General features: G+C 59.6%; 19 protein-coding genes and 2 pseudogenes. 5 read left to right on the top strand and 16 right to left on the bottom strand.

The window, feature by feature from the left end; genetic code table 11:
* Window positions 1-549: 549 nt before the first annotated feature.
* Window positions 550-1,464, top strand: a complete 915-nt coding sequence (locus B4M43_RS15700) for an alpha/beta hydrolase fold domain-containing protein (protein WP_296268370.1) — start codon at window positions 550-552, stop codon at window positions 1,462-1,464.
* A gap of 298 nt (window positions 1,465-1,762) precedes the next feature.
* Complete coding sequence (locus tag B4M43_RS15705) at window positions 1,763-2,140, top strand: hypothetical protein (RefSeq protein ID WP_296268371.1); 378 nt, start codon at window positions 1,763-1,765, stop codon at window positions 2,138-2,140.
* A gap of 87 nt (window positions 2,141-2,227) precedes the next feature.
* Here B4M43_RS15705 and B4M43_RS15710 read toward each other — a convergent pair.
* From B4M43_RS15710 to B4M43_RS15720, 3 genes and pseudogenes are all read right to left on the bottom strand, one after another.
* Window positions 2,228-2,533: pseudogene (locus B4M43_RS15710) on the bottom strand (IS66 family transposase); the annotation flags it as partial.
* A gap of 459 nt (window positions 2,534-2,992) precedes the next feature.
* Window positions 2,993-3,526, bottom strand: a complete 534-nt coding sequence (locus B4M43_RS15715) for a GNAT family N-acetyltransferase (RefSeq protein ID WP_296268416.1) — start codon at window positions 3,524-3,526, stop codon at window positions 2,993-2,995.
* 350 nt (window positions 3,527-3,876) lie between these two features.
* The gene (locus tag B4M43_RS15720; protein WP_296268372.1) at window positions 3,877-4,146 is read right to left on the bottom strand and encodes a hypothetical protein; all 270 of its coding nucleotides are present in this window, start codon (window positions 4,144-4,146) and stop codon (window positions 3,877-3,879) included.
* A 378-nt stretch (window positions 4,147-4,524) separates the two neighbouring features.
* Between B4M43_RS15720 and B4M43_RS15725 the strand changes: the two genes are divergently transcribed.
* Window positions 4,525-4,848, top strand: a complete 324-nt coding sequence (locus tag B4M43_RS15725; RefSeq protein WP_296268373.1) for a YceK/YidQ family lipoprotein — start codon at window positions 4,525-4,527, stop codon at window positions 4,846-4,848.
* Window positions 4,849-5,263: 415 nt separating this feature from the next.
* A pseudogene (locus B4M43_RS15730) lies at window positions 5,264-5,581 on the top strand (site-specific integrase); the annotation flags it as partial.
* A gap of 412 nt (window positions 5,582-5,993) precedes the next feature.
* On the opposite strand, the gene B4M43_RS15735 reads toward B4M43_RS15730, so the two are convergent.
* From B4M43_RS15735 to B4M43_RS15745, 3 genes are all read right to left on the bottom strand, one after another.
* On the bottom strand, window positions 5,994-6,155 hold the full coding sequence (locus tag B4M43_RS15735; protein ID WP_414707846.1) for a hypothetical protein: 162 nt from the start codon (window positions 6,153-6,155) through the stop codon (window positions 5,994-5,996).
* 164 nt (window positions 6,156-6,319) lie between these two features.
* Complete coding sequence (locus tag B4M43_RS15740) at window positions 6,320-6,697, bottom strand: response regulator (RefSeq protein WP_296268374.1); 378 nt, start codon at window positions 6,695-6,697, stop codon at window positions 6,320-6,322.
* Between the two features lie 51 nt (window positions 6,698-6,748).
* Window positions 6,749-6,889, bottom strand: a complete 141-nt coding sequence (locus B4M43_RS15745; RefSeq protein WP_414707847.1) for a DUF2514 family protein — start codon at window positions 6,887-6,889, stop codon at window positions 6,749-6,751.
* Window positions 6,890-7,101: 212 nt separating this feature from the next.
* Here B4M43_RS15745 and B4M43_RS21205 point away from each other — a divergent pair, with 212 nt between their 5' ends.
* Window positions 7,102-7,470 (top strand): response regulator, encoded by a 369-nt coding sequence (locus tag B4M43_RS21205; protein ID WP_414707848.1) that lies wholly within the window; start codon window positions 7,102-7,104, stop codon window positions 7,468-7,470.
* A gap of 280 nt (window positions 7,471-7,750) precedes the next feature.
* On the opposite strand, the gene B4M43_RS15750 is transcribed toward B4M43_RS21205, so the two are convergent.
* From B4M43_RS15750 to B4M43_RS15795, 10 genes are all read right to left on the bottom strand, one after another.
* Entirely contained in the window at window positions 7,751-8,263 is a 513-nt protein-coding gene (locus tag B4M43_RS15750) for a DUF2514 domain-containing protein (protein WP_296268375.1), read from the bottom strand.
* Complete coding sequence (locus B4M43_RS15755) at window positions 8,260-8,703, bottom strand: structural protein P5 (protein ID WP_296268376.1); 444 nt, start codon at window positions 8,701-8,703, stop codon at window positions 8,260-8,262. The genes B4M43_RS15750 and B4M43_RS15755 overlap by 4 nt, the downstream gene beginning before the upstream one ends.
* Before the next feature lie 59 nt (window positions 8,704-8,762).
* Window positions 8,763-9,806 carry a phage late control D family protein gene (locus tag B4M43_RS15760; RefSeq protein ID WP_296268377.1) on the bottom strand — a complete coding sequence of 348 codons (1,044 nt, stop codon included), beginning with the start codon at window positions 9,804-9,806 and terminating at the stop codon, window positions 8,763-8,765.
* A gap of 62 nt (window positions 9,807-9,868) precedes the next feature.
* A complete protein-coding gene (locus B4M43_RS15765; RefSeq protein WP_296268378.1) occupies window positions 9,869-10,075 on the bottom strand; it encodes a tail protein X in 207 nt (68 codons plus the stop codon).
* The gene (locus B4M43_RS15770) at window positions 10,050-10,895 is read right to left on the bottom strand and encodes a phage tail protein (RefSeq protein ID WP_296268379.1); all 846 of its coding nucleotides are present in this window, start codon (window positions 10,893-10,895) and stop codon (window positions 10,050-10,052) included. The genes B4M43_RS15765 and B4M43_RS15770 overlap by 26 nt, the downstream gene beginning before the upstream one ends.
* Window positions 10,896-10,904: 9 nt before the next feature.
* Entirely contained in the window at window positions 10,905-14,348 is a 3,444-nt protein-coding gene (locus tag B4M43_RS15775) for a phage tail tape measure protein (protein WP_296268380.1), read from the bottom strand.
* A 135-nt stretch (window positions 14,349-14,483) separates the two neighbouring features.
* The gene (locus B4M43_RS15780; RefSeq protein WP_296268381.1) at window positions 14,484-14,777 is read right to left on the bottom strand and encodes a phage tail assembly protein; all 294 of its coding nucleotides are present in this window, start codon (window positions 14,775-14,777) and stop codon (window positions 14,484-14,486) included.
* Between the two features lie 45 nt (window positions 14,778-14,822).
* Window positions 14,823-15,332 (bottom strand): phage major tail tube protein, encoded by a 510-nt coding sequence (locus tag B4M43_RS15785; RefSeq protein ID WP_296268382.1) that lies wholly within the window; start codon window positions 15,330-15,332, stop codon window positions 14,823-14,825.
* Window positions 15,333-15,344: 12 nt separating this feature from the next.
* Entirely contained in the window at window positions 15,345-16,505 is a 1,161-nt protein-coding gene (locus tag B4M43_RS15790; protein ID WP_296268383.1) for a phage tail sheath family protein, read from the bottom strand.
* A gap of 84 nt (window positions 16,506-16,589) precedes the next feature.
* On the bottom strand, window positions 16,590-17,264 hold the full coding sequence (locus B4M43_RS15795; protein WP_296268384.1) for a tail fiber assembly protein: 675 nt from the start codon (window positions 17,262-17,264) through the stop codon (window positions 16,590-16,592).
* Window positions 17,265-17,420: the final 156 nt, after the last annotated feature.

Consider the following 17,420-nt stretch of genomic DNA (forward strand, 5'->3'; position numbering starts at 1 on the left):
AATGGCATACATTGGACACAGAGCTCGCGGGCGTCCTTACCTGGCTTATGGAGCAAGGTCTGGTCCGTGACCGGCAGAACAAGTTCGGCGCAAGCCATATCTTGACCGCAAGAGGTTTTGAGGTATTACACCGGCTCGACCCCAAGTACGAGATTCCAGCGGTTGCGAGGCTGCTGGATTGAAGAGTCGCAGGTTGTAATAGATGTGAAAGGCGTCGAACTTAAGGCAAGGCATCGCGCCGTTTCAAGTTGGACAGGCTGCTATAGACGCAGCCGGGCTGGTGTAAACGCCCTACTCACTGGGTGAACGCATGACTCCCGGGCTCTGGCTCAGGGCTCGGCTATTGACGGAGCCATGGCTGGGTACCGGGCACCGTAACCCATGCCGGCCTTGTCAGCCGCCAAAGACCAATCCGTATCAGCGTCAGCAGTTGGATTGACTTGCAACCGCAAGCGCAGCCAAACGGTCAACGTATACATCTGCATTACCGGAGCCCATGCCATGTTGAACCGTCAAACCGTTGGTGGCACAGACCAGGAGCTCGCGCACATGCGCCGACTCAACAAAGTCTTGGCTCGGCTGCCGCGCTTTCGCATCCCGCATAAGCTTGTCCTGCGAAGCATTCAAGGGCTGCTCAAACTGAGCCAATTGCGCAACACCAAACTCGTTCGGCATGGGGTACGTGCCGAGTGCAAAACAGTCAGCGTAGAAGGCGCGACTGCTTCGGTACGCATCCTGCACCCCAAGGATGCGCCAAAGGCCGTAGTGCTCGACATCCATGGTGGCGGCTGGGTGATCGGTAGCCCGAGCATGAATGATGCCCTGAACCTGGGGCTTATGAATGCCTGCGACATGGCGGTGGTGTCTGTCGACTACCGTCTTGCGCCAGGTGCGTCCATTGAAGAGCAGATACAAGACTGCCTAATAGCTGCACGCTGGTTGCTCGATCCTTGCAACCCCACCTTCCGGGAGCTGCCGGTGATCATGGTGGGTGAGTCAGCCGGAGGGCACCTTGCCGCCGCCTGCTTGCTGGGCCTCAAGGCGTGGCCCGAGCTGCTGCGACGCATCCAGGGTGCGGTGCTCTACTACGGAGTGTACGACCTCGCCGGCACCCCAAGCGTGCACGCTGCAGGTCCCGATACTTTGGTGTTGGATGGGCCAGGGATGGTAGATGCGCTGCGTCGATTGACCCCAGGGCTGAGCGATGAGCAACGTCGGGCGCCGCCCCTGTCGCCGCTGTATGCGGATCTAGACGGCCTGCCACCCGCATTACTGGTCGTTGGGGAACGCGACCCTTTGCTGGACGACACGCTACAGATGGCGACGTGCTGGGGCGAGGTGACGGCGGTCGACCTATGGATGGTGCGGGAGGCACCGCACGGCTTCGTGCACTTTGGGGTAGGTCAGACGGTTATCGAGGGGGTGTGGCGGTGGGTGCTGTCCAGGCAAAAAGACTGCCGTTGAGTCGGTTGGGAATACCCGCCACAGCTTGATCACCAGAACCGGAAAATGCGATGTAGGCACGAACGGAACATCGACGCCGATACCTTCTAAGTCGGCAATGTCTGATTCAGGCTTTCTGACGCTCATTGCGTGAAGATCTTCACCTTGCATTCGGTTCGTAAGCGTTCGCTGAAGTCACCTTGCATGGCTTGGGCGCGCATCGACTTGGCTGAATGCGCGCAAGACAGGATCGCTCTATGATTCGGTGAGTCCACGTCTGATAATACCTCGGACATCAATATTCAAGGCAAGGCCAACAATGGACTACCGTGCAACGCGCTACGCCTTATTTGCTTTTTCCTTCTTCGTAATGTGCCAACCCGTACAAGCATCGGCGTGGCAAATTTGCCGTATGGAGCTACATATCACCGATGTGTTGAAGCTTCCCTATCCAAGGCTACAGGCCCAGGTCGTGAAGGTAAGTCAGGCATCGACCACGGCGGAATGCCCGGAAAAGGGGGCGACTATCACATTCGTACCGGAAACTGCTGATTACCAAAACACGCTCCCACGCAGGCAGTGGCCCAAAAAAGGCCAGATGATGCACATCGACTATCGATATCTAGATGGGACGTGTAAAGGCGATGGCCATCCCCATGCGTGTCGTATTGAACATTACCCCTTGGCGGGTACGTAAGCGCCCGGCGAGCTCACCTTGCGTAAGTCAGGCGGGCACCCATTGATGCGGTGGCAATCGCCCAAACTCACTGGGTCGCTGGGTCGGCAGCCGCGTCAGTATTCGACAACGATCTTTATCGCTCATGTCCTGCGCTTGGTGTTCGATCTCGTACAAGCCGTTTATCGAGTGCAGAGCCTGTTCAGCCAACCGGCTTTTGTTCGCCACCTGCAGATCGAAAAACTTGCGACGGGTGAGTGTTATAGGCGCAGATGTAAACTCCGGGGGTTTTCTTCTCACCCGGCGCAAGCATTTGCACCGGTGTTTCCATCAGCGTAAGTCACGTCCTCTGTGGATGACCTGCGCTGGCACCGGCGCCTGGATCAGTGTTTCGCACTGACGGCAGGCCCATTGATTTCAACTCTTTGTCCGGAAAAAATCGAGAGACCGGGTATGAGGCGAACATTTGATCGTGATCTACCTAAGCTAGAGGTGAACTCAACAGATCCGCGACCATGCCCCATGCCGACTCTGAACTGTTGACGTTTAGCCCTTACAAGATCTCTCGATAAATAGTTGATAACTTTGCAATAGCCTCACCGTTTACGGCAATGGATTTCAAGCACAATGAGCAACTGACGAGGCCAACTGCAAGGGCCTCTCAAATCCCAACCCTTGCTTTCATCACATTAAACCCCAGGACGGTCACTGATTCGAGGTCGAACCCGCCTATGTGTTTCGATAAAAAGGTCAGAGACCAGAACTCAGGCCCCGTCCGAAATTTCCTAGCGCTTCGCCATCACAGGATTTCTTTCCGTTGATGGCTGAGGAATCTACAAAATCCTTAGGGCTGTGGGGCAGTGACTAGATTTCTCAGAATTTCGTACAGCGCCTAGGGTCTGTAGACAGTAAACTGTACTGGTGGAGGCTCAAAAACCTGCCGTCCTTGAACTCCACATCGCGCAGGGTGCCTTCACGCTGGAATCCGAACTTCCTCAGCAGTAAGCAACTGGGCTCATTTTCCGGCTCAACGTCTGCATGAATGCGATGCAAACCCAGATTGCCGAACCCGTAGTCAATCACTGACGGCAACGCTTCGGAGAGTAGGCCTTGACGCCAATACTCAGGCATCAACCAATAGCCGATCTCTGCCTTTCGGTGGGCGTGGGACCAGTCGTTGAGGCCGCATGCCCCTATCAACGGCTCATGGTGGATGAGGGACATTCCCCACCAGATACCAGACCGCTCGGTAATGATTCGTTCAAACCAGCGCATTTGTTCTTCGGTCTCGGTGAGACTCGAATAGGACACGCCGTAATGAGCGACCACGCGAGGGTCGGAAAGGGCCTTGTACACATCGACCACGTGCATAGGCAGTATCTTTCTCAATATGATTCTTTCTAACATGAACTCGGGAAATACGGTGGACACTTGGTAGGACCGGTTGCCTCAAGGGGGTCGCTAAGTTAACACGGACGCGGCTTCCCTTTATCCCCCAAACTGGCTGGTGCTCAGCGCCGGCAGGCTCGAGCTAGACCTTCCGTGGCGCCTGGCGATTACGTTGTACGGACGCTTATACTGCATGTCCCTATTTTGGCTCCCTCTGTAGTTCCTGCTGCAACCCTCTCCCTCTTTCCATTGCCGCCGTATGGCCGTAAAACGGACCATGCTTCCACGCTCTGCCGGCCGGCGCGGCGAATCCAATTCGTTATCCGCGCCCGCTACCGCATGCAGAGCAAGGGTTAACTGTCGGCAGTTTATCTGGCCTCGGATGCGAGTGTCCGAGCTCGCTCCACTCCCCAGGCCAAAGCTTTGGTGACGGTTTCTCCTGGACGTCTGCTGTACGCCTCTTCGCGGATCGTTCTTCCTGAAGGCGCGTACACGCCAATGAACATCTGCGTTTCTCCAGTCCTTGATAATCGAGCTTGGACGTCAAAATTGGTCCCATCAGAAAGCATTTCTTCGTGCGTTCTGCTGTGAATCCTGACATCTGCCCAATTCCAATATTTATTTCCTCGTACTCGCATAATCACCTCCCTATGCCTGTGCCGGTCCGACACGTCTACAGGACACGCGACAAAATACGTCGAGTCAAGCGGTGCAGATCACACCATGACTATAAGGTCACAAATAGGTCGCCGCTGAAATGACGGTTCCGCTTACCAAATTTTGCTCTCGCTTGCTGCCGCGATAGGCCGGCAGAGGAATCCGCGTATTCTGCGCCACGCACACCGTATGGCCGGCTTGCGCAGGCTGGCTCAAGGTCCGCTTAACCCTACAAGCACTTTCGTCTTTCCACCGAGTAGAGAATGGCAAGGGTTTTCTCAAGGCATGGAAAAAGCCCGCGCTAGGCGGGCCACACGAAAGACGCGTTATGATCGGGTCATCTCACTGGGAGTGACTTCATGAAAGGACTATGGATGGGAATGACGCTCGCCTTGGCGTTGGGCGGGTGCGGGACCGTACGCACGGTGTCCAACGAGTCAAAAGCCGTGGACGATCTGGCGAAATGGCAGACTCATTGCCATACGATTCCGCGGGCGTATAGTGGCGTTGCTTATCAGTTCTGCAATTTGAACGGGCCTCCGCGAACAGGTCCGCATTGGGCTACATTCCCGATCCTGCTCGACATGGCAGCGTCGGGAGTTGTCGACACCGTTGTTCTTCCTTACACCGGCTATCAGCAGTATAAGCAAGGCAATGTGCCAATTCGTAGGCTGGAATACTGATACCCCTCCCTAGGTCGCGGTGATCTCGGCTAGACTAGATCAGGCGGTCGGGGGTTCGGTCTCCCCCACTGCTGGCTCCTTTGCAGTAATCGATAACTTGGCGCTGTAGTCCTTCAGGACTTGGCACACGCATACCTGGGCACTCGCGAATTATTTAAAACCCCGCGGGCGCGGGCGTCTGCCTCTTCATTGGATGGCACAGCAGGTCTTGTAGCGGTGTCGCAGGGGTAACGCGCGTACCAAGCGCCGAGTCGCCATCGGACCTGGCCTTCGTCTCGACCTGCACCGCCGCGTTGATGTTGCCCAGTGGGGTGAGCAAGTCGTCTATCCGCTGTTTTTCCGCCGCCAACTCGTCGCCTTGCTGGGTGACGGTAACGCCGGACGAGTCTATAGCCTTACCTGACGCTGCAGCCGCAAGTGCTCGGTGACCTTGACGCCGTTCGTATTCCCGCCTTCCAAGAACGTCGAGTATGTGAAGCAGGCCTCCGATCTGCACAAGCAGTGGGTACCGGCGCTGGGTGAGCTGGGGATTCGACGCCGTCCCCCGTATAACTGCCGTCACACCTATGCGACAATACGCTTAATGTCTGGTCTGAATCCCGCATTTATCGCCCAACAGCTGGGTCACAGCGTTCGAATGCTGTTGTCGACCTATGCCCGTTGGCTTAACTCAAGCTCCGATTGGAGCGAGCTGGAAAAACTCAAAATTGGTATCAAATCGGTATCAGGTTGAGATCCGGCCCTGTAAGTGACTGATAGGTTAGCCCTTTGATCTCTACCGCCAACATCACCATGCACTATCTCATGAGTGATCGCAGGTGAATGAGTGTTGATCCTGTTGGGCTACAGAACGCGGCTCCCCTCTCCGCACCATATGCAGTGGTCCGTCGAATGGTCCCAGCCGCCATCAGAGGCTTGATGCCGATTCGGCATAACACGCTAAATTTTGTGCTCTGATCTAGGTTATTATCCACAATGCCAAAATGGCAAAAGCCGCCACATTAGTCGGTAAGCGGCTTTTGCCTTATGTCATTTCGCGCTACTAAGTACCAAGCTTCATGGCCGTATTTCTATGCGTCAAAGATACGCTCCAAGTTTTTCACTCGACGGTGGCAGCAGCAAACCCAATTGCGTAACCCGCCGTATCAATGCTTTGTGATCGCCTGGAGGCCGTAGGCGTAAAGCTGGTAGTCCGTCACCGCCTGGTAGGCTGACTCGGCGAGCACGCGCAGGCGCTCGACCTGCTCTGCCGGTTCGCAGGCATCTTGGGCCTCGTTGTACCGGCGCAACGCTGCAGTGGCCTCCAAGATCAGCGGCTCTCCTGCATCAGCCAGTCCTCGAATCGTTCGCTTTATAGTCACCCCAGCACGCCTATTGTCAGAGTGTAGTAGCCTTCATGGAAAGCAGCATGTGAAGTAATCAGCTTTCCATAGTCATCATTCAAGCTGAACAAAGCTAACTTACCAAAGCGCTATATGGCTTTCAAAACAGCACCGGTTAATTGCACTAGCGCCCATGGCTTCGGCAGGAAGTGTATCTGACTAGAAAGCTTTCGATGAGCATCTATGTAACCTGTCGTAAGAATGAAGGGAATATGCGGATAACGGCCCGCCAACATTTCCGCAAGCTCAGCACCATCCAGCTGACCAGGTACTGTCAGATCAGCAACTACTAGACCAATATCAACTGACGCACCCATAGCATATATCAGAGCATCATCAGCAGTCGCAAATTCGACTACTTCAAAATTAAGCTCTCGAATTGCATCAACCATTAAGCTGCGCAATAGATCATCATCCTCAACCACTACAATGATTTTCTTTGAGGCCATCATGCTGTCTTGCGTCATTAAAGTCGCTCATTGGAATAAAGCTTCTGTAGACGCGCATTTTGATACAAATCATTCATGCTTGCCACTCAATTCCGTCAAAGCGTCGTACTCCTTAGCGCATTGCTGTACAGATATCCGGGCTCTTTCATACGCTTTCGCCAGCTCTCCCGCTCGAGCATCAGCCCGTGCGAGCAGCAAGGATAGCGCCACCTACGCTCACCTCGAGAACGTCGTCCTTGCGTGGGCCTGTAAGGCAACCGCTGCTGAATGGCGGAAGCGGGGGCTATAAATGAAATTTGTTGTACAGCCTGCGCTCGAAACGGCTAATTGTTGTACAAAATAGACCGCTCATCTTTTATCAGGAACTCGGCTCTGATAAGCGCTCACTATCACTGATTAGGCCTATAACTGGTGTGGTGAATATGAAACGGGTTTTGATCGTGGAAGACGAACCAATGCTTTTAGAGCTCCTCGTCACGATCATCGACGAAATGGGTTTCACCACAACGACAGCTGCTACTGTCGATGATGGAATCGAGCTGCTAGGTGCCCATGCTTGGGCAATGGTCGTAACGGACGTTAGAACGCCTGGACGCTCAGATGGCTGGGATCTGGCATGGACTGCTCATCACCAATGGCCGAGCCTGGCTGTGATTGTGACTAGTGGCGGCAATGCCCACTTTGGGAAGCCACTGCCCTCTTCGGCTGTATTCCTTGCCAAACCATGGTCCATAGAACAGATGACATCACTAGTTCGAAGCCGCGCTGGAGGCTTCGCTTCCTCCCCTTAGTCGTTTAGGGTCGACTGCTATCACTGTACAGCCAACCGCGCCAACTCTAGCTCCCGAAAAGCGCTCTCAATCTCAGTTCGCAAAGTCTTCAAGATTGATTCGGAGCTGCCAAAGTCTCGTGCGCGGTGATACAAGTCCACTGCTTTTGAGGCCCGATCAACGCTACGCAGGTACCTTTCGATAGCCTCATCATAAGCTCGGAGAGGCATTTTTCCTGAGGGCTCGTCTGCCATACGTCTTGATCAGGCTGAATAAAATGAGGACCGTATTTTGAAACAAGTCAATGGTTGAGGCTAGCCCCTCTCGTTAGCTGATCGTACTCGTTCGAGCACTGCTGACCCGCTATCCGGGCTTGGTCATACGCTTTCGCCAACTCTCCCGCTCGAGCATCAGCCCGTGTGAGCAGGTCGGAGAGCACCATAGCGGCGCGGGTGGCTGCCTGGCCTCGGGCGACAGCGACGGTATCCGGGCCGGGGCAACTGACGGCGGCGGCGAACTGATCGGCGTCGTGCTGCAGCCGCTCGCCAGCAGCATCGGCGCCAGTAGCGCCAGCGTCAGCCACTTGGTGTTGTTTGTATGCATGGGCTCTCGTCTCTTCCTGCGCCTTAGCGCGTTGTTGTTCTTCCTCGCGGGCGGCCCGCTCGCCCACGGCTTCGGCCAGTCGGACGCTACCGTCGCGCTGCGCCGATGCGGCCAGAGCATCGCTGCGCTCTACCGACCGGCCGTGCTGGTAGGCGCCCCAGTACGACGCCAGCACTAGGGTCAGCAGGCCCAGCCGCACCGGCCAGGTCATGCCAGCGCCCGCCGCACGCCTTCATCGATCACCGCAGCCGAGTACGGATTGCTGCCGTTCTCATGAGCGATGATGCCGGCCACCATGCCGCGCAGCGTGGCCAGACTCTTGATGTCGATCATTGTCGTGGGATCCACGCCGATGCGCGTGGCCACCGCGCGGGCGTAGGCCTGAGTGTCGTTCTCATTGCTCGGCGCCCAGCGGTTGATGGTTTCGAGCACGGTGTCGATGCCCTTGCCGCCGACGCCAGGCATACCGTCTTTGCTGCGGTAGTTGATCAGCAGCTTGCCTAAGGCGCGGATGCCGTTCTCGGGCGAGTCGAACCGGGCGAAGCGCGGCTTGGCCACACCTTCCTCAAGGCCCAACTGGCCTACCCAGTCGTTGCGTGGGTTGTAGTCGATATTGCCGGGGTTGTTGTTGCGGATGCCGCGTGCGGTCATGGGTCAGCTCCAAATAAAAAACCCCGCGATGCGCGGGGTATTGGTGGATTGGGGGAAGCTCATAGGTCCACGACCTTGAGGGGTTTTGTCTCTTTCTTTTTCTTGCCGGCGGCTTTTGCTTTGCCCTTCTTGCCACCGTTGCATTCCACAGACGTGGTCCAGCCGGACTGGGTAAATACCTGTTCCACGCCGTCCACTAGATACTCACCGTCCAGCCCGGGCTTAAAGCCCTCGGCATTGATCGACCGTTCAGCGAACAGATCGGCACGCCCGGCCATTTCGAGGCGTACAGCGGCAGTGCTGCGGTTGAATGCGGCCAGACGCGCCTTAGCGGCCTGCTCGGCAGCGCTCTTGTTGGGGTAGGTGTGTCGATCGGTATGCACCGGCGGCAGGCTGTCCGGGGCGTCATCGTTGGCCAGCTCCACGACCTGCAGCTTTCCGGTCTTCGGGTCTTGGTGCTGGGTCTTCACGGCCTTCTGCGTGTTGCGATCGCCAAGCCGGAATTGGTACCGACTCACGTCGGCTCTGTTGATCGTCACCACCGACAGCGTCTTGCCGGACGCGCTCTGGCCACCTTGGCGGGGCATCACCAGCAGTTTGCTTTCGGCCACCTTGGCCGTGCAGTCGTACTGCCTGGCCAGGCGGGTGATGAAGTTAAAATCGGACTCATTGCGCTGGTCGATTCGCTCGACCTTGGTACCCACCGAACACACCGGCTCCCAGCCGTTGCGCTTGGCGATATCGTTGACGATCTGCGACAAGGGCGTGCCTTCCCAGCTACCGCTACGCACGGTCTTACCGCTGCCGCGCATGTCGCTTGCCTTGCCGCGTATAACGATCGTGTCAGGCGGCCCGCTTACCTCCACCTCGTCGACCCTATAGGCGCCCATCCGGGTAAGCGCCTGGCCCACATAGCCCATCATCACCGTGACGTTGCTTCCGCGCGAAGGCAGGGCAACGGCTTGGTCCCGATCGTCAATTCGCAGCTCGAATTCGTCCGAGTCCATCCCGGGCTTGTCCGAGATACGCAGCATCAGCAGTCGGTCGTTGATCAGCGTGGTGATGTCCCGGCCGTCTGCAATGATCCGGTAGGTAGGTTGCATGGTTCAGGCTCCAGAAAAGAAAACCCCGCACTGGGCGGGGTTCGTTACGCGTAACGGGAGGGTCAATCCCATAGCTGAATGAGTTCGGTGGTCTGCGCCGCCAGATCTGGCAGGTAGATGAGCACCCCGGCGCGATAGGGCTGGTCGTGCTCGGCCAAGCCCTGATTGGCGTTCAGCACAGCTTCAACCGCCCCTTTCAGATGCCCATAGTGGTGGTAACAGATGCTGTCGAGCAGATCCCCGTCAGACGTTCTGCAGGTCATTGCCATAGCTCACAAACTCCAAGGTGAACGCCTGTTTTCGCGGAATGCCGCCGGCGAGCAGGTTGCTTTGCTCTTCTTCCACACTGAGCAGGCACCAGGTACCCAGCACCTCGCCATAGCCTGTAGTCAGGCCCACCGGCTGCAAGGCGCGCCCGATGCTGCGCAACGTGTTCAGTTGCTTGAGACCGCCCTTGAAGCCCGGGAAAATAGCCCCCTTGAGCGTCAACTTGTCTTCGCCCAGCCCCACCGCCTGCTGCGCGATACTGCGCGTCAAACGCTCCTGCCCTGCCCACTTGAACGACGTTTGCCGGCGCAGTTCGTCAAACGCTGCCGTATCGATGTTGAAGTAATACGGCTGCGCGTTTGGCTCAACCGGCTGCAAGATCAGCAGGTGCGGGAAAGCCTTCACGGCATCGGCCTTGGGCGTGAGTTGCGGCGCTAGTGCGCTGCTCGGCACGACGCTGGCCAGCGCCGGTGAAGACTTGCCTGCAAGCCGCCCGATAGCGGCAGTCGCCCGGCCGGCCTGCTCCTTGATAACGCCAAGGCGCTCTTGCACCTGCCCCACCGCCGCAACCGCCTGACCGTATGTCGACGTCACCCGCCCCACGGCGGACTGGGCCACGCTGATGGCGCGCATGGTGCGCTGCAGCTTGGCGCCGATCGCCGGCCCAACGAATGGAACGCTTTCGAGATCCGAGGCCGCACCGGTGATATCGCTCACAGCGCCGTTGAGCGGGCTGACCATGCCGTCCATGCTGGTACGGCCAGCCTCCTTTGCTGCTACCAAGTTGGTCAGCCCTGATTGCAGTAGCTCCATGTAGGGCATAGCCCCTCCTCAAATGTGCGGTGCGTCGAACAGCTGCGTAGAGGCCTGCCGCGCCGCGACCTCGCGGGAAAAGGCTTCCCACTGCGCTCGCATGTGCGGCTCCAGCTCACGGGCCAGCTGGGCGGGATCTTTGACATCGCCCTGGACCGTGATCTGTAGGCTCGGCTTGAACTCAAATTGCTGCTCTACCTTGGGCGCGGCTGCCTTGGCCGGCGCCGGCGCTTTGGCGAGTACGGCCGCTGTCTGCGCCGGCGGCACGGCCAGCTCCCGCACCAGATCACCCAGCGCTGCAGGTGGCGGCGCCTTAGCCGGCAGCACCAACGGGCTAGCAGGCCTGTCGGTAGCCCTGGGCAATTTCAGCGCTGCCTGCACGGCAGGCGGTAGGGGCGGGCCGCTGTCGTCCTGGCGCTCTACCGGTCTTTTTGGTGGAACCAGATCTGCGCCAGGGAAGCGCACCTGTTGAGCCGGCAATGCCGGCACCATGAACGCGGCCCCATAGCCCGGGGCGGGCGGATCGTATGTAACCTTCTGATCGCCGGCGGGCTTGGCCTGCTGACCCACCGCCTCACCGACAGTAGGCAATAGCTGCGCAGGCGGCACCGCCGCAGACACGGCCGGCTTGGGCATGGCCTCTGCTGGCCTGGCCAGCGCCTTTACCTCGACCTGCCCGGGCTGGCTTGGCGTCACCGGCGGTAGAACTACCGGACCAGGCTTGACCACTACAGGCGGGACCGTGGCCCCGCCGGCGGGCTTGGCCTCGATCGGTACCGCCGGTTGACCTGGCGCCGCCGGCGGTAGGACTACCGGACTAGGCCTGACCACTACAGGCGGGACCGTGGCCGCGCCGGCGGGCCTAGCCTCGATCGGTGCCGCCGGCTGACCTGGCGCCGCCGGCGATACGACCACCGGACTAGGCTTGACCACCACCGGTGAAGCGGCGGCCGCGTCTGTGGGCTTGGTTTCGGCTGGTCCAGTCTGCTGGCTGGCTTCCGCCGGCGGGGGCTGCTTGGATTCGTCCTTGTCTTCGTCGTCAGACCCAAACAACTTTTTACCCAGCCAGCTGCCGCCGGCTTCGCCGCCCAGGCTGCCGAGGTAAGCCCCGACCGCACCGCCGATCGCCGTACCCAAAATCGGTACGACGGACCCGATCGCTGCTCCAGCAGCGGCGCCGGCGAGGGTGCCCGCCAGGCCGCCAGCGGCGCCGCCATACCCTTCGGCCTTCTCGTCCTGAGTTTCGGCGTTCTGGTAGGTGTCAACCGCGTTGATTCCAGCTTCCAGCAAGGCACCCCCAGGGATACCTTTACTCACGGCGCCCAACTTGCCGACCATGCCGGTCAGGCGCGCCATGCGGCCCGGTACCGGTCGTGGTGGCGGCGGCGGTGGCGGTGTCGGCGGCGGGCTTGGTGGTCGACCGGCGCCGTTGCGGCCGGACCTGCGTCGGCGCGATCCGCGCCGGCGGCCTTGGCCACCTTGCCCCGGGCCGGCCGGCGACCCGCCTACAGCACCTCCGATGGCACTGGCGTTAACCACAAATACCTTTTGCGGCTCACCACTACCGCCGTCACCATCGTTGGCCGCTCCGTCCTCGTCAGGGCGCAGCAGATCGAGCACTTTCAGCCCGGTGTCCATCAGGCTAAAGGGCTTTTTGCCGCCCTCCTCGGCAGCATCGGCACCTTCATTTTCAGGCTCGGCCGCGTCCTTGCCTCCAAGCGCTTTGATTCCGCTTGCCAGCAGGCCAAGGGCAATTTCCCGCTTGCTCTTGGGCTGGTCGTCACCATCCCCGTCAGCATCACCAGCTCCAGGGTTGGTGACGAAGACCTTTTGCACCTCCCCGGGCTTTCCGGTACGCCCAAGCAACGCACCGCGACCAATGTTCAGCAGCCCCTTACCAATTTTGAAGGCGCTGAACACGGATTTTAGCGCTATGAAGCCTGCACCAACTGCCACCATGCCGGCGACGACAGGCTTGGAGTTGTCCGATAGCTCAGTAAAGCCCTGGGCCGTAGCAGTGATGGCCTTAGCCACCCCATCAGTCATCGGCCGGATGGCATCGCCAATGCTGCGCATCGAGTCGTTGACCGACTGCATTGTCTCCGCCCACAGCTGCGAAGACGTTTCCCGGCGCTCAGCCAGGTTCTTGTCGAGAATCCCCGACGCCTTTCGGGAGTCGGCTTTTAACTCTTCGTACAGCCCCCGGTTCTGCCCGTAGGCGGTGAGCGCTGCCTTGACCTGCATGTCGGCAAAGATGTCGCCGGTGCGCAAGGTTTTTTCCAAGGCATCGAGCGCGGCCCGGGCTTTCTCTGGATCGACCTCCTTGTCGATTTTGGCCTTGGCCTGCTCGATCTTCTCAGCCTTGGCAGGGTCGGTCGCCTTGACGTATTTCATGGCCAGGGCCATGGACGCCTCGATAACGTTCATGCCCTTCTGCAGGCCCGTATTGAGCGAGGCCTGATAGTCGATGCCGGCGTCTTTGTAAGCCTTGACCACGTCGCCGGCGCCTAACTTCTCCATCCAGTTCTTGAAGTTGTTGGCCGCTTCATCCGAACTGCCGGCAGTCTTCATCTGCACTTGCAGCATCGAGCCGAGCGAGGTCACGGCATCCAGGCCGGTAATCCCGTTCTTCTCCATGCCTGCGAGCAGCTGCGGAAACCACTTGGCCATGTCGCTGGCTTCGAAGCTGCCCGCCTGGCCTTGATAGGCGATCGCCTCAAGGGCCTGCTGCATGACCTTGGGGTCAGTGATCTTGGCGTTCTGCTCAAGCGCCTGAATCATCGACGCCGTGTCGACCCCCGATGCGCCCTGCCCGATCGCAAACTTGGCCGCGACTGGGGCATACGACAGCGCCTTGTCCAGCTCCATGCCGGCGCCCACCAGCTGGTTGACCAGATCCGCCACGTCGTTGCGCGACATGCCGGTATTGCTGGCCGTGTCGATCACCGTACGGTTTAGCTGGGCTTCTTCTGGCTTGTTGACGATGTCGGCCTTGATCGCAATGTCACGGATAATCGCCTGATAGTCCGCGCTGATCTTGGCCGGCACAGTGACCAGGCCGGTGGCCACCACCGCCTGCCCAAGGCTCGACTTGAGCGAGGCCCGGCCCTGCTCGACCTGCTGGTGCCCTTTCATCTGCAAGTCGGACGCCCTGGCCACCTGACCGAGGCGTGCGTACTCCGATGCAAGCCTGCCCACCTCGACGCCTTGCTTGCGCAGGGCGTTGTTGTTGGCCTCCAGCCTGTTGAGCAGCTTGCTTGCATTGGCGGCGCCGCTTTCATGGGCTTTGCGCCACTCGTCGCGCAGGCGCATGGTCTCGCCGATCATGCCCTTGAGGGCCTTGGCCTTGTTGCCTTGCTTCTCCAGCTTGTCGATGCGGCCTTCGACGTTCTTGAACGCGGCGCCGACCGACGAACTGACGGCGCCGCCGATCACCACTGCTAACGCCAGTTTGCTCGACATCAGCTATCCCCCGGGCTTTAGTCCGAAAGCCACCACACCATGTCGGCAAACGTCATGGTCATAATCTCGGTGGCGGAAAAATTCAGCTCAGCAGCCAGACGCTTGGCCAGCTGCTTTTGCACAGTGGGGCTGAACTCAGCGTTCGCTGACCAGAAAGCGGTAGCCCAGCTTGACGCGCTCGTAGTCCTTGAGCGTCATGTTTTCCCAGTCCTTACTCCCTACCTGGGCCAGGGAGGCGAACAGGTTCAGTTCGAGCTGTTCGTTATCAGACCCGCATGCCGCCGTGGCGGCGCGCATGTCGCGCACAGTGGGCGTGCGCATATGCAACGAATCAACCGTGGTGCCGTTGAGTTCGGTGGGGGTACTCAGCTTAATGGTGACGCCGTCAGCGGCGACGGAGAGGAAGGCAGGGGCGATTTTATTGGTCATGGTGCAAGATCCTTGATTCGAATGTGATAGAGGTGAAAGAGAGCCTTACAGGCCCAGGTCAGCGCGCTGGCTGGCCAGCTGGTCGACGCCGTCGATAACGCGGCGCATGCCTACCGGGTCGATCTCGTACACCGTGCGGCCGCCGACTTCGAGCTTGTAGAAGGTCACTGCGACGTTGTGCTTGATCTCGGCCTTGTCGCCGGCCTTCCAGTCGCCCATGTCGACCTCTTTCAGCGAGCCGCGCAGGGTGACGATTACGGGGGTGGTCTTGCCGCCCTGGCCTTTGAACGAGCCTCGGAACGTGCCGTTGAACGCCTTGCCATCGGCCAGGCCGAAGAATTTCAGCGACTCGCGGCGGACGCCAGTGGTGACAAACCCGGCCTCCATCTTTTCCATGCCCTGATCCATCTCGATCGGCATGTCCATGCCGCCAACGCGATGGTCTTCGGTCTTGAGGGTGAGCTTGGGCAGGGTCAGGCTTGGAACATCGCCCTGGAAGCTGATGCCGTCTGCGAACAGGTTAAAGTTGGCCAGGGTTTCGGGAATCATTGCCATGCTGTGCGCTCCTTAAGCGTTGTCGAGGATTTCGTTCAGGTACTGATCGGTGACTTCCACGCGGAAGTTGGGGTTTTCGGCCGGCGGCACGTCGGTGAAACGAATGTTCCAGTACACCTTGCCCTGGCCCAGTTGAGAGGCCGTGTTGAGGTCAGGATCTGCGTAGACTTCGAAGTTGATCACTGCCCCCTGCGCTTTGAGATCGCGCATGAAGGATTGCAGGCCCTCGGTCACGTCCTTGACGTAAGTGGCCGTGATCGAGCGGTCGACCGCCCATTTGTGCCCTGCCTGAATGGCATCCATGATGATGTCCAGGGTGCGCACCCGCGTGACGAACGCCCATTTCGCATCGCTCGACAGCGTGCGGTTGCCCCACAGGCGGAACCCGTCGTCGCGAATGATCGTTGCCACATTGGCGTTATTGAGCAGGTTGGCCCGGCAAGTCTCGTCGCCGTCCAGAAACTCCACCGAGCGCGTGGTGCCGGTGATCCCGACCAGTTCCTTGTTGGAAGGCGATGCCCAGAACCCGTAGTTGGCATCGGTCCAGGCAAACACGCCGGCGGCCCAGGCCGAGGCCGGCGCGTCGACCGTGGTGCTGGACGTGGTGTCCCAATACTGCACACCGGGGTCGACCATGAAGGCGCGCTTGGCGCCAAAGTTCTTGGCGTAGGCTTTGGCCGCTTCGTCGGTCGTGCCCGGGCCGTCGATGATGGCCAGGCCGCGCAGCTTGTCGGCCAGGCTTACCAACGCGGTGCCCACGGGCAGGGCCGAGCTGTGCTTGGGTGCAATCAGCAGCCGAGGCTGGGCATTGAAGCGGCTCTTGCCGTCCAGCAACGCCTGCAGGCCGGTACGCTTGCCGTTGGCCAGCACGCCGCCGATGATCGCCGAAGCCTGCGCCGCCGCTTCGGCCACCTTGGCGACGCCACACGCGACGATTACAGCCTTGGATCGGGTAAAGACGGCGATGCAGGCCTTGGTGATCGCAGCGTCTGGCCCCCAAGCCGAAACCGCTTCGCGCTCGGTGGTGATCAGCACCAGGTCATTGGCCTGTGCGGTGAAGGCCGGCGCCGGGGTAAACGTGTCGACCAGGCCAATGATCGAGGACGACGGCAGGGAGATGTTGCGCGCGCCGGTGTCGACGCTCGTTACGGTAACGCCGTGGAAGAAACTCATGGATGGATCTCCAGATATGCGAAAGCCCCGCATGCGGGGCTTGTGGTACTGCGGAAATGAAAACGCCCCGTCAGTGCGGGGCGTTTATTCGGTTTGCGAAGCCAGCCACGTGGCCAGCGCTTCGTCGTTCGGGCTGCTCGGCCAGTCGTCGTCGGCCGGTGCGCTGGTGGTGATATCCAGTCGGCTCAGCTGGACGCGGTAGACCTTCCACGCTTTGAGTGCGGCCGTTTCGGCCTCGCTGGCCATGTCCAGATCGACGGCATCTTGCAGGGTGTTGATGCGTCCCGTTGCGTACTGGTTGGCCAGCAACTGCTTGCGGTAGGCCGTGCGGCGCGCCGCCTCAGCAATGGCCGCCTCGTCCGGCACCCACTTGTCTTCCTGCCAGGTGTCGAACGCCGTTTCCGGCGCCTGGGCGGTGTAGCCGTCCGGCAGATCGCCCAGTTCTTGCCACCGCTGCGGCTCGCCGGTTTTGGTGCTGTACACCAAAGCGCCGCGATGGTCGGCCACAAGCTGCCAGGCCTTGCCATCCTCGACCGCGACCGCTACGAAGCCTTCCACTACTTCCGGCGGCTCCAGTTGGCAGCTATGCGCTGGAAACAGCCACTCACCCGGCTCCAAGGGGCTGGGGTCGGCCAAACCGCTCGACAGGAATTCACCCGTGCTTGGTGCCAGGTTGCAGATCTGCGGGGCCATGACGCCCGGCAACTGCCACCAGGGCGTTAGGTCGTCGGTGGAGTTGGTGGTTTCTTGCTCTTGCATGGTGCGGTCCTGTCTCAGTATTTGATGCACGGCAGATAGGCGGTGTTGTACGGGCGCGCCTCGCTCTCACCGGACGCGGCGATAATGACGGAGTGCTTGTGAGCCCCGCCCGAGCTGGTGGAAATGGTTTGGTATCCGTCGCTTTCTTGGTCGCCG

Source organism: Pseudomonas sp. UBA6562, from assembly GCF_002434265.1.
GTDB lineage: Bacteria > Pseudomonadota > Gammaproteobacteria > Pseudomonadales > Pseudomonadaceae > Aquipseudomonas.

Bases quoted from the DNA above. Each gene is read 5' to 3' on its own strand.
- B4M43_RS15755 (WP_296268376.1), bottom strand. From the start codon at position 8,703: ATGACCGCACGCGGCATCCGCAACAACAACCCCGGCAATATCGACTAC.
- B4M43_RS15775 (WP_296268380.1), bottom strand. From the start codon at position 14,348: ATGTCGAGCAAACTGGCGTTAGCAGTGGTGATCGGCGGCGCCGTCAGT.
- B4M43_RS15780 (WP_296268381.1), bottom strand. From the start codon at position 14,777: ATGACCAATAAAATCGCCCCTGCCTTCCTCTCCGTCGCCGCTGACGGC.
- B4M43_RS15785 (WP_296268382.1), bottom strand. From the start codon at position 15,332: ATGGCAATGATTCCCGAAACCCTGGCCAACTTTAACCTGTTCGCAGAC.
- B4M43_RS15705 (WP_296268371.1), top strand. From the start codon at position 1,763: ATGGACTACCGTGCAACGCGCTACGCCTTATTTGCTTTTTCCTTCTTC.
- B4M43_RS15720 (WP_296268372.1), bottom strand. From the start codon at position 4,146: ATGCGAGTACGAGGAAATAAATATTGGAATTGGGCAGATGTCAGGATT.
- B4M43_RS15750 (WP_296268375.1), bottom strand. From the start codon at position 8,263: ATGACCTGGCCGGTGCGGCTGGGCCTGCTGACCCTAGTGCTGGCGTCG.
- B4M43_RS15790 (WP_296268383.1), bottom strand. From the start codon at position 16,505: ATGAGTTTCTTCCACGGCGTTACCGTAACGAGCGTCGACACCGGCGCG.
- B4M43_RS21205 (WP_414707848.1), top strand. From the start codon at position 7,102: ATGAAACGGGTTTTGATCGTGGAAGACGAACCAATGCTTTTAGAGCTC.
- B4M43_RS15760 (WP_296268377.1), bottom strand. From the start codon at position 9,806: ATGCAACCTACCTACCGGATCATTGCAGACGGCCGGGACATCACCACG.
- B4M43_RS15795 (WP_296268384.1), bottom strand. From the start codon at position 17,264: ATGCAAGAGCAAGAAACCACCAACTCCACCGACGACCTAACGCCCTGG.
- B4M43_RS15700 (WP_296268370.1), top strand. From the start codon at position 550: ATGCGCCGACTCAACAAAGTCTTGGCTCGGCTGCCGCGCTTTCGCATC.
- B4M43_RS15770 (WP_296268379.1), bottom strand. From the start codon at position 10,895: ATGCCCTACATGGAGCTACTGCAATCAGGGCTGACCAACTTGGTAGCA.
- B4M43_RS15765 (WP_296268378.1), bottom strand. From the start codon at position 10,075: ATGGCAATGACCTGCAGAACGTCTGACGGGGATCTGCTCGACAGCATC.
- B4M43_RS15715 (WP_296268416.1), bottom strand. From the start codon at position 3,526: ATGTTAGAAAGAATCATATTGAGAAAGATACTGCCTATGCACGTGGTC.
- B4M43_RS15740 (WP_296268374.1), bottom strand. From the start codon at position 6,697: ATGACGCAAGACAGCATGATGGCCTCAAAGAAAATCATTGTAGTGGTT.
- B4M43_RS15725 (WP_296268373.1), top strand. From the start codon at position 4,525: ATGAAAGGACTATGGATGGGAATGACGCTCGCCTTGGCGTTGGGCGGG.